Annotated in this window: 5 protein-coding genes and 2 pseudogenes; 4 read left to right on the top strand and 3 right to left on the bottom strand. The window is 59.0% G+C overall.

Translation table 11 applies throughout. The features are described from left to right. Positions 1–150: 150 nt before the first annotated feature. Positions 151–366, top strand: a pseudogene (locus tag F6X42_RS41015) (tyrosine-type recombinase/integrase); the annotation flags it as partial. A gap of 187 nt (positions 367–553) precedes the next feature. Beyond that, a pseudogene (locus F6X42_RS41010) lies at positions 554–1,405 on the top strand (IS110 family RNA-guided transposase); the annotation flags it as partial. A 1,075-nt stretch (positions 1,406–2,480) separates the two neighbouring features. Here the strand turns inward: F6X42_RS41010 and F6X42_RS41005 are convergent. The 3 genes from F6X42_RS41005 to F6X42_RS40995 form a co-directional block, all read right to left on the bottom strand. Further along, positions 2,481–2,861 (bottom strand): copper resistance CopC family protein, encoded by a 381-nt coding sequence (locus F6X42_RS41005; protein WP_187639492.1) that lies wholly within the window; start codon positions 2,859–2,861, stop codon positions 2,481–2,483. A 14-nt stretch (positions 2,862–2,875) separates the two neighbouring features. Further along, entirely contained in the window at positions 2,876–3,772 is an 897-nt protein-coding gene (locus F6X42_RS41000) for a hypothetical protein (protein ID WP_187639489.1), read from the bottom strand. Positions 3,773–3,874: 102 nt separating this feature from the next. Beyond that, the gene (locus F6X42_RS40995; RefSeq protein ID WP_187639488.1) at positions 3,875–4,255 is read right to left on the bottom strand and encodes a DUF2946 domain-containing protein; all 381 of its coding nucleotides are present in this window, start codon (positions 4,253–4,255) and stop codon (positions 3,875–3,877) included. Positions 4,256–5,005: 750 nt separating this feature from the next. On the opposite strand from F6X42_RS40995, the gene F6X42_RS40990 reads away from it, so the two are divergent. Both F6X42_RS40990 and F6X42_RS46210 read left to right on the top strand, forming a co-directional pair. Further along, on the top strand, positions 5,006–6,919 hold the full coding sequence (locus tag F6X42_RS40990) for an SMP-30/gluconolactonase/LRE family protein (RefSeq protein ID WP_222945908.1): 1,914 nt from the start codon (positions 5,006–5,008) through the stop codon (positions 6,917–6,919). Further along, positions 6,903–7,190, top strand: coding sequence for a transposase (locus F6X42_RS46210; protein ID WP_376776521.1), 288 nt, complete (start codon positions 6,903–6,905; stop codon positions 7,188–7,190). Before F6X42_RS40990 ends, F6X42_RS46210 begins: the two co-directional genes overlap by 17 nt. Positions 7,191–7,509: the final 319 nt, after the last annotated feature.

Raw genomic sequence — 7,509 nt, 5'->3', positions numbered from 1 at the left:
GCTTGTAGCACCGGAAAACTATGTCGGGTGACTAGCCGGGTACATCGCTGCGCAACCCACAGTACCAAAGGTGATCGAGGAAGCCCATCCACGTTACCCGACATAGTCAGGAAGGGCACATAGTGTCGCCAATGTCTCTAACGACATTGACGTCACGCGACTGCCATGCACCTGCTTCAGGCTGGAGTTGACCTCACGGTCATTGCGCTGTGGCTGGGTCACGAGAATCCGGCGACCACGCACATGTACATAGAGGCAGACCTGGCGATGAAGGAAAGTGCCCTCAGTACGCTTCAATTGCCCCACAGCAGGCAACGGCGCTACCGGCCCACCGACCGTGTGCTGCAGTTCCTCGAAGGCTTGTGATTATGCTCGGCCGCGTGAACTGATCCGATCGGTGAGCCCAGCAATGCTCAGGAATTCAAAGGCTCGCGCGGCGCGGTCCCGTACTTCGATTCATATCGGTACCCACGCCGCGCACTCCGTTGTCCTCAACGACAAACCGTGCATAACTCCGGGGCGTCCATAAAAGGTCCTATAGAAACATTTCTATAGTACGTACAACTGGTACTGGCTCGTCGACGGTCTTCAGGCAGAGGGCTTCACGGTTCATCTTGCGCACACGACGGCGATCAAGCAATACGAGGGGCTCAAGCATAGCGGTGACGAGACGGACGCGCGTTACCTGGCCCACCTGTTGCGACTGGGCATCGTGCCCACGGGCACAATTCTGCCCCCCGAAGCGCGTAACGTGCGGGACCTGGCCCGCAGGCGTATGCAACTGGTGCGCAACCGCACCAGCCACATCCTCGCGGTAGAAAACGTTACTGCGCGTCAGCTCGGCAAACGCATCACGAGCAACCAGGTCCGTCGGCTAGACGACGAAGCAATCAACCTGATGGGACTGCCCGAGGACGTCGCACTCGCGGTTCGTGCAAACGTTGCGGTCATCGCAACGCTCTGCACGCAGATCGATGTCCTCGAAAAACGTCTTCAGGAAAAAGTCACACCGAACCCCGCCCGCGCACTGCTGGCAACCGTGCCTGGCATCGGCCGGATTCTTGCAACCGTCATCCTGCTGGAGGTCGGCCCGATTGAGCGCTTCGCCAGCGCCGGCAACTTCGCCTCCTACGCGCGCTGCGTGGATAGCCAGCGCATGAGCAACGGAAAGAAGAAAGGCGAAGGCAATGTCAGGAACGGCAATCCGTACCTGTGCTGGGCGTTCGTCGAGGCAGCGAACTTCGCCCAGCGCTACTGTCCTGAAGCCCGGCGATTTTACGAACGCAAGAAGGCCCGAACCAACTCCATCGTGGCGCGCAAGGCGCTGGCCCACAAACTGGCCCGTGCATGCTTCCATATTCTGAAGGAGCACAAACCGTTTGATGTCACACGCTGCTTTACATAAAGGTTGATGACGGCGACCGGCAAGCCCCAATTACCCACTGGCCTCAAAGCCCATCCAATTTGAATGGGATGTCGTGCCGCCGTCCCCGATGAGCACTTTAAAAGCGGACCGCCTGCAGTGCGAACCAGCTACCGATTGGCGCCCCCGGGCAGCCCCTGCACTTGTGCAACCACATGGACGCACTGCGGTACCAACGTTCTTCTGGGGCGGAATGAAGCCGCCAGGGCGACGGCAGGTTGCATCGCCGCTCGCCTGATCCACATGGGTGTGTGGCGCGATCCGTCGCAGCCACCAGTTGAAGAAACGGATGCGCCCGGCTGCTGCGATCGGGAACTGGAAGGTTGAAACTGGCCGCTATCGCGGCCAGGTAGTTTGCTGCTCGCTTGACACCGGCCCGCTAATGGGTGTGGGTAATTACAAGACGCCTGTGGCAAAAGTGGGAGCTTGGCGAACGCGCGATGCACGTGGCTTTCTGGGAATTTTTTTGCACCAAAACGGGATTGAAAACATGAAGTGCGATCGCATTGACTGTCCGTTATCAGTTGCCCATATCTGTACATCCGGAGCGTGAGGCGACATTATTGCGAACGATTTCCTGCCGGCTGAATACCGTGGGCCGGCCTTTATTTGTGGCCGCCTCGCCTGTCGGCCGCGGCAGCCTCACCCTCTAGATTTAATCAACGCCTGCCCGCTCTTCCATTCGCACACTTCCGGCGCGTGTCGACATGGTCCAGCTGTCGGAAAAATCTCAGGATGACGCGACGTCACATCATTTGCCGATCGGCCGTTCACGGAGCGTGGCGGTCGCACGAACGTCCAAGGGGCGGCCGTGACGAATGACTCTTACTGGCCGATCACTGCCTCATGCAATCGGCATACATCGCTCGAACTTCGCAAGGCAGCGATCGGCGGCACGCGACCCGTTGCCGCCTCTCAGTTAGGAGTGGCGGGTGTCTGCCGCCGATCGAAACGAGTCAATCAACGATAAAGCAATGTCTTGCCATCACCGCTTTAAAGGTCGTGCGGTAGGTAACCGCACGACGTAGAACTCAACATGCCGCGACGCCACCGACGCCTACTTTACTTCGAACGCGTAATCGCCATGGGTGCGATGCCCGTCTGAGGCAACTGCCACCCAGTGCACGGTATAGTGCCCGGCCTGCAAGGGAGGCAGCGGAACGGTGATCACATCCGGTTGAGGCGCGTCGACCACGGACTTATCGGCGTTGACCTGCTTTCCGACGGCATTGGTCACCGTGAGCGACGAAAATGCCGGCTCCAGCCGCCCGTCGAAGATGATCTTCACCTGCGACGGCGCAGCAACGCTCGCGCCGGCTCCCGGCTCCTGCTTCTGCGGAAACACGTGCGCAAACGCGGCGCCGGCGAAAACAAGCCCGGCGAAGAGCCCGGCCACGCTCGCGATGCCCCGTTTCCAGGGGCTTCGATTCTGTTTCATCGTGGTCTCCTTCGTCACTGGAACAGCGGTTTGCCGAGCGTTGTGGGCGCGACGTCGTCGAAGAAAATATGGGCCTGCACAAGAATGCCCACGTGCGAGCCGCTCGCGCGGTTCACCGGAATCTGCGCTTCGACGCCGAACTGACCATAGCGGTTGATCCAGATGAAGCCAGGGTTGACCGTGCCGGTTGTCTGTCCCTGGCTTCTCGACAACGGCACCTCGACGATGGGAATGATGTTCGAGAGCGGTTGCGGCAAACCGAGGTCATGTACGTGCTGCTGCAGGTAGGGCAGGCTGTACTGGAACGTGAAGCCATAGTTGAAGGCGTTAGGCTGTCCCGCGCCCGTGGTCAGGGCGGGCGCAGCTTCGGCGGTAATCGCGATCGGACGCAGGTATGCCAGCGAATCAGGCAGGTCTCCCATGCCCTTGCCGACATAGATGGTCGGCGAGATGGTGGAGAAGTTGTCGGCAATCGCGCGGCTTCCCGTGCCGCCAAACTCGGCATTGACGCCGACGGACGTCATGAACTCGTGCGCGTCGTTGACGTACAGCAGATATTTCAGGCCAACACCAAAATTATTGAAGCCACGGGCGGTCGGGTTATTTTGCATCTCATAGGAGCCGGTGACCGAGAAGGCCAGCCTTGGCGTGATCAGCTTGTCGTACTCGAAATTGAAGGTGTTGATGCTTTGATCGCCATCGTCGCCGGGGACGCGCTGGTGGCCGTACACAAGATTTGCTTCGTCGCCTACACCGGGGTCATCCACTGCCATGGTCACCGGAAAGACGCGGTCGCCTGCAATAGCATGAGCTGCTGCGAGCGAGGGGATTAGCAGAAGTGAACTCGTGGCAGCCGAAACAATTGCTGCCGTGAGCAGCGGTTTGCCACCGCGCGTTGAAATGGTGTGCATGGTTCATCCTTGTTTGAGGTCGTTGTAATGCCGTCGCACGTCCAGAAACAGACGCGCGACACACTGCGATGCAGCGAATGCATCGCGTCGGTAAGACTCAAATCAGGATGAGACTGGAGGGGCGCGGGGCTGGGCAGCAGTGAATGGCAGGACGCGCCGAACGCTCTTGAACCGGGTTGCAATGCGATGCTGGGTTGTCCAGACCGTAATGGCAAAAGCGGGTTGAACGCTTGGCATCGCCGGCATGTGGGCAAGCAGGTTGCAGTACCCGCAAGCCTGCCCGTGGGAAGCCAGTGAGTGGGAAGCGTCCTGGTTATTCGGCGCGTCGTCTGGCATCGATTGCGCGGAGCAAAGCGAGGCCGAAAGAGCTATCCCATCGCGACTCGAAGCGAGCGTCTGAGACACCACAGGCGCGAAAGTCGCCATCAGGATCGCAAGCAATCCCAAAAGGCTGCCAATCTTCAGATGGAAACGCGCGAGCATGGGTCAGGCGGTTGGAGCGACACGGTCGTCATGGTGCGCGATTATGGCACGACGTGTTCAAGGCACGTAGAGGTGGCCCCCGTTTGTCGATGGGGCGATTCCCGCTTCTGTTGAATCGAAGCGCACTGGCTGCTGCTGTCGAATGATGAACGGCCACTCGACGGCAATGCCCGAACGTCGCCTGATGGCCGAGGGCCGGCATCCGACCGAGTCCGGTCAGACGCCCCCCGGCCGCGAACTTCTGTAGTCGGCCCTTACCGCACCTTCGCCTCGGGAGAAATCACCCGCTTGCAGTCCACGCTTGCCACCCCGAACCGCCAGTTGGCACGTGAACGCTCATCCACCTTGCGGACCGGCTGAAAGCGCTGCTTGGGCTGTGGTCTAGCGCGTTTGCCTGTACTGGAAACGCGAACAGCTCAACTTTTTCCGCACCTCGCCGATATACCACTCGAACGCAGGGTTGAGGTGGACAGACGCGACACTTGCCGGAGCGGCGAGTAGACAAGGACGTTTTCCTGCGAAACGCCGCTCACCGAACGGGCGAGCGGCGCCGGGCACGCTTCGACGACGACCCTTCCCGATCGAAGAATCTTCCAGCCCCATAGCGCGCATGCCAGCACGACACGGAAGGCCGCCACAGGAACCGTCAGTCGGTCCCCACGCAAGGCCCATCAGATCGTCAACGCTGCGGGCATGGGCCAACGCGCAATCCCCCAATTCCGGTGCCTCAGGAGGGCACGCTCCACGATCATGAAACGAATCTATGCCACGTTCCTTGCCGCACTGCTGATCGCTACACTTGCGCCGGAGTGCCAGGGGCAGTACACCACCGACTGGGTGGCGAACACGTTTGGGACCAACGCGACCCGCGTGGGTAGCGTCGCGCGCTCCATGTGGATAGCGCCCGAGGGCGTCATCTACACGGCTTCCATGTGGGACGAAAACGAAGGTGGTGTCGCGATATACCAGAACGGCCAAAGCCTGGGGTCCATAGGAGGTCACGGCGATTTTCAGGGCAGCGCCATTACGGGTAATGCAACTTCGATCTTCGCCGCTCTGCATTTTAATACTACTTACGGCAGCGGCACGGTGGCGCGGTACAACCGAACCACCCAAACTCGCGACGTTCTCATCCCGGTCAGCGCGACGACGACTGAGCAGCGGGCTGATGTAATCACGGGACTCGCGACGTCGGGTTCGCTCCTTTATGCGAGCGACTTTCCTGGAAATCGCGTCCGCGTCTACACCACCGACGGCGTCTGGCGGCAGGATATCGCCGTCGCAAGCCCTGGCGCGCTCGCGGTGGACAACGCAGGAAACATCTGGGTTGCGCAGAAGAGTGCGGGCGCGATCCTCGAATTCAATCCGGCCGGCGTGCACGTCAACACCATCCAGATGTCTGTCGCCTCTCGACCGTCCTCGCTGTATTTCGATTCGTCGACCGGGTGTCTCATGATCGGCGACGAGGGCCCCGACATGAACATCAAGATCTATAACATCCTGGGCATTCCATTCCCGGTCGGTACATTTGGCATTCAGGGGGGATATCTCGATACGACAACCGGAATCAAAGGCCAGGTTGGCGATAAGCGTTTTACCCGAGTCACCGGCATCGGCAAAGACGCCGCCGGCAACCTGTACGTGCTCAACAACCCGTGGGGCGGAAGCTGGGACGTCGGCCGCGACGGCGGCACCGACATTCACTCCTACAACATTTTTGGCCATCTGCAATGGAAGCTTCAGTCTCTCAACTTCGAGGGGGTCGCCGCTCCGGACCCGAGTACTGACGGCACATACTTTTATGGCGGTACCAACATCTACACTGGCACCGCTGGGGGAAGTTTCGTAGCGAACACTGTCGATCCGATCGACTATCCATCCGATCCACGCATCAACATCAACGATCGCTCACGGGATGAGCACTTCGGTCAACTTGCTACCGTCGGCGCCAACCGGATCCTCGTGGCGTCCGGCCAGAATCCCGATACCTTCTACTTCTTCCACTTCAATGCAGCGAATGGCTACATCGCAATACCGGACGCCACGCTTCCAGGAACGGCGTTCAATACGGCCGCACCGGTCAGGGACGGATTCTGCCTCGACAGCAAAGGGGACGTCTGGGCCGGTTTGGACAAGACGAATGCCATCTGGCACTATCCGCTGACCGGCTTCGATGCCAACGGTCAGCCGGGTTGGGGAGCAGGCATTGCAACGCCCATTCCAGGCACGGTCACGCCATTGACGCGGATCATCTACCTGCCGGAAAGCGACACGATGATCCTGGCACAGGGAGCTGTCGGGAGCACGGACTGGACGTCGATCGGAACGCGGATCGAGGTGTATCACGGCTGGCTCGCAGGCAACACAACTGTTCCCAATCCGGTGATCAACCTCACCAGCGCCAATCCCAAGTCGATTACGGCAGCCGGCAACTATCTCTTCGTCGGATACGTACACACCGTGCCCAACATCGATGCCTTCAATCTGACCACAGGCAGCCTGGACACCACGTTGATCAACAGCAACCCCAACACCGTGTACGTCGGCAATGACGTGGATTCGATGTACGGCCTTAGATCGTACCGTCGGTCGACCGGGGAGTACGTGATCACGAAGGACAACTACAACGGGACCAGCGTCATCATTTATCGCTGGACACCCTGATCAACAGTCCTCGTCGCGGCTAGTGGTGCTCGACAACGCCTCGATCCTTCACAACGATCAGGAAACAATCAACCGATGGTTTTTCGAACATCGCATGGTGCTGTTCTATCTGCCGCCCTACAGCCCCGAACTGAATCTCATCGAAATCCTCTGGAAGCACGCCAAGTATCACCGGCGCCGCTTCGTCACCTGGACCAAGGAAACCATTGATGCCAAGGTCAAAAAACTGCTCGACGGATTCGGCTCAGATTTTCAAATCAGATCTTCGTGAACACTTAACAAAGTGCGCGATAATCTCGATACGAATACGAGCATCGGTTTGCAAGAGTTCAACAATTGCAATAGCTAACGATCGTTTCCGAGCGACCCGCAAGGGTCGACCTCGACCATTCGACTTTCTTGTAACGAGACAGTCTCTTCCCCCCGAGATCCTTGGCTGCCCCTCTCAATGCTCTCAATGGCGGGGCGCGATCAAATTTGAAGTGCAACACCTTGCTCGTGTAAGGTGTGCCAATGCAAAAAAGAAGTTACCAACAACTGCAGCCTGAAGAACGCATGACGATTGCAAGCATGAAGCAGCAGGGTTCGAG

It is taken from the genome of Paraburkholderia podalyriae (genome assembly GCF_014397785.1).
Taxonomy (GTDB): Bacteria; Pseudomonadota; Gammaproteobacteria; order Burkholderiales; family Burkholderiaceae; genus Paraburkholderia; species Paraburkholderia podalyriae.
This window is presented reverse-complemented; position numbering and strand designations above follow the sequence as displayed.